Origin of the sequence: Pseudoalteromonas sp. P1-7a, from assembly GCF_001401855.1 — a bacterium.
Lineage (GTDB): Bacteria > Pseudomonadota > Gammaproteobacteria > Enterobacterales > Alteromonadaceae > Pseudoalteromonas.
Genome location: NZ_LKDU01000066.1, coordinates 1 through 3,032 on the forward strand (window position 1 = coordinate 1; position 3,032 = coordinate 3,032).

Genomic DNA, 3,032 nt, shown 5'->3' on the forward strand with positions numbered 1-3,032 from the left:
CTTTTCAAGTTTTTGCTCAACAGCAACTACATCTTTACCCATCGCAAATTTGGTGCGGTTTGAAGCCCGAAAATATGCGTGTGCACGGCAATGGTCGGCCAGCCGAATTATAAGTAAACTAGATGGTGTGTTCATTTTAGAGCGAAATTTCGTAAATAGTATGTTTTAGTATTAACTGTATAAGGCAAATTTGATTGTTTTCTAAAGTAGCAAACTTGTTAATTAAATTGAGTGAGCGCAAAACTCTGCCTATTTTTACTCTCTATTTATAGCTCTGATATTACTTGGTTTGGAGCATAGTCTGATTGTCATTTATCATGTATGATTCAACAATTTCCCTAAAATAACTAACTAAAATGACCGAGAGTATTGCATTATTAGTTTTTTTCACTCATTTATTAGTTGCGGTTTTCCTCCTAAATATTCATTCTGGCAATCAATTAAGTAATAAAATTTTAGCTGTTTTTTTATTAATCACTGCGCTTGATATCAGTAACTTTATATTTTCTGGCTTTTATGGTGATCATTTAAATCTAGATATGTTTCGAGCTAACTTTTCGGCTTTGCTAGCGCCTACACTTTATTTTTACGTAAAGTCTATTATTTATAGTGACTTAAAGCTCAAAACGAAAGACCTGCTGCATGCTATTCCGTTTATTATTATTTGTTTAATCTTTATTCCCCGCTTTCACCTTGCAGATGACATTGCAAAAATGTCCTTTTATAACAACCATGAACCTTTATTTGAAGTTTTGTTTGTTCATTTAGTGCTCTACTTGCAAATGTTCTTCTATCTAGCATTGATTTTTAAGAAATTAAACTATTATAAATTAACTGTTTTAAATAACTATTCAAATATTGAAATACTCAATAAGCAATGGTTAAACAATTTTATGATGGCTTTTTTAATTGATTTCACTATTGTTTTAGCACGTAATATTATCAAATTTACCGAGTTACAAGGACTATTGAACTTATTAACTCCTTTAATGATGACAGTCACACTATTTTTTGTTTGTTGGATATTATGGCAAGCACTTCATAAACCTTTAATATTTCACGGTATTAGCTCAAAAGTTGAATCACTTGAACCAAAAAAACTTCCACAGAACCCAAGTGAAGATGTAATTGTTGATGCTAATGAAGCACAGAGAGTGTTATCCACAATTAAGTGCCATATGTCGCTTAATAAACCTTATCTGAATCCATCACTAAACATTGACACGTTGGCAAAGCAATTAAATATACCTGCCTTAGAAATTTCAACCGTACTCAATCATCACCTTGGGCAACACTTTTTTGATTTCATAAATAGTTATCGAGTTAATGAAGCTGCTAATATCCTTTCTTTAAAAAGCAATAAAAAAAAAGCGATTTTAGAGATATTGTTAGAAGTTGGTTTTAATTCAAAATCGTCTTTTAACACTGCTTTTAAAAAGCATTTAACAGTGACTCCATCCCAATATAGAAAAGAACGATTAAACGATTAAATTTATATCTTCTAGCGCAAACCCTTTATATATAAGACGTCCGACTTTTATAGTCGGTCGAAATCAATCTTGAACCTTACTAATATCCCTATTATCAAATCAAAACTGCTTTGATAAAAAACATTAATGTGAATCAAATAATAGGTGTTTTATGTATAAAAAAATTACGTTAGCTTTCATTTTATTTCTTACTTTTTTTGGGCAGGTGCAAGCTAAAAATAGAGATATAATCTCCAATAAAGACATTTCAAACATTGTAACAATGCACGCTAATCAACTCTTGCAGGACTCTCGTTTTGTTTCTACATCTATAGGGGTCGTTACGGAAACGGATTCAGTTATTTTACATTTTGGTGAACTCACAAGGCATAAAGGAAATACCCCGACAGATAACACAATTTATGAAATAGGGTCTGTAAGTAAAACCATGACTGGGTTGATTACCGCTTATGCTGTGAAAGATGGAAAGTTATCTTTGAACGATAACATCAATAAGTATATTAATAATAAACTAGACAAATTAAGTACTGAAAAAAATCCTGTGACCGTTCGACAGCTTTTGACTCACAGTTCAGGATTACCAAGAGGTTATGTAGATTTAGGTTTAAGGGCTGAAACATTATCCAAAACATCGTTTTTAAAGGCATTAAATAATGTAAACCCTTCAGAAAATAAAGGTAAATACCATTACTCAAGTGCGGGAATAGAGCTTTTATCATATATATTAGAAACTGTTTACCAAATGCCATTCGATAATTTATTACAGCAAGTATTGTCATCAGAAACTAATATGAAAGATACGAAAGTGAACTTGGCTCAAGAGCAGCTTAAGGACGTTGCATATGGTTATAATGAGAAAGGTGAGATAGCAAAAGCTCACCTTACTCCTGAAGTACTATGGGGTGGGAGTGGCTACATAAAGACTACTATGTCAGATCTTGTAAAATATATGAAGTGGCAACTAAAAGAAGAAAGTAAAGTCATTAAAGAATCACATAAAAAATTATTTCATGTTAGTGGTAATGATTATATAGCTTATTCATGGATTGCTTCAGAGGACGAAAGTTTAGGAAATTATTATATACACCATGGTGGGTTAGAAGGTACACAGAATTGGATAATTGTTTTTTTAGACCTTAATATCGCTATATCCATTGTGACCAACACTAGCTTTCCTGAGGCTGCCGGGCTACTTAGAGAAACTGGAATGACTATTATAAAAAATTTGAAATAGTTATTTAATCAACTAGCTTTTCTAAATGGTTAAAGTGCAACTTTTAGTACTAATTAGTCCACTTTACTGTGCAGTTTGAAGTTTTGGCCCTATGTCAAAACTTCACGCATAGCAGAAGAGTTATTCAGTCTTGTCTTTAAACTCACACAAGTCTTCTATTATACACGAGCCGCATTTAGGCTTACGGGCAACGCAAGTATAGCGCCCGTGTAGTATTAACCAGTGGTGTACGTCTACTTTAAATTCTTTAGGGACAACCTTTTCAAGTTTTTGCTCAACAGCAACTACATCTTTACCCATCGCAAATT

At 32.5% G+C, this 3,032-nt stretch carries 2 protein-coding genes and 2 pseudogenes; 2 read left to right on the forward strand and 2 right to left on the reverse strand.

Translation table 11 applies throughout. The annotated features are described in order from the left end of the window. Positions 1 to 107, reverse strand: a pseudogene (locus tag AN389_RS20745) (endonuclease III); the annotation flags it as partial. Positions 108 to 356: 249 nt separating this feature from the next. Between AN389_RS20745 and AN389_RS19385 the strand changes: the two are divergent. Together AN389_RS19385 and AN389_RS19390 are read left to right on the forward strand one after the other, a co-directional pair. Then, complete coding sequence (locus AN389_RS19385; protein ID WP_055020493.1) at positions 357 to 1,490, forward strand: AraC family transcriptional regulator; 1,134 nt, start codon at positions 357 to 359, stop codon at positions 1,488 to 1,490. Between the two features lie 151 nt (positions 1,491 to 1,641). Continuing rightward, the gene (locus AN389_RS19390; protein WP_055020494.1) at positions 1,642 to 2,724 is read left to right on the forward strand and encodes a serine hydrolase; all 1,083 of its coding nucleotides are present in this window, start codon (positions 1,642 to 1,644) and stop codon (positions 2,722 to 2,724) included. Positions 2,725 to 2,844: 120 nt separating this feature from the next. Here AN389_RS19390 and AN389_RS19395 read toward each other — a convergent pair. After that, a pseudogene (locus AN389_RS19395) lies at positions 2,845 to 3,032 on the reverse strand (endonuclease III); the annotation flags it as partial.

Bases quoted from the DNA above. Each gene is read 5' to 3' on its own strand.
- AN389_RS19390 (WP_055020494.1), top strand. From the start codon at position 1,642: ATGTATAAAAAAATTACGTTAGCTTTCATTTTATTTCTTACTTTTTTT.
- AN389_RS19385 (WP_055020493.1), top strand. From the start codon at position 357: ATGACCGAGAGTATTGCATTATTAGTTTTTTTCACTCATTTATTAGTT.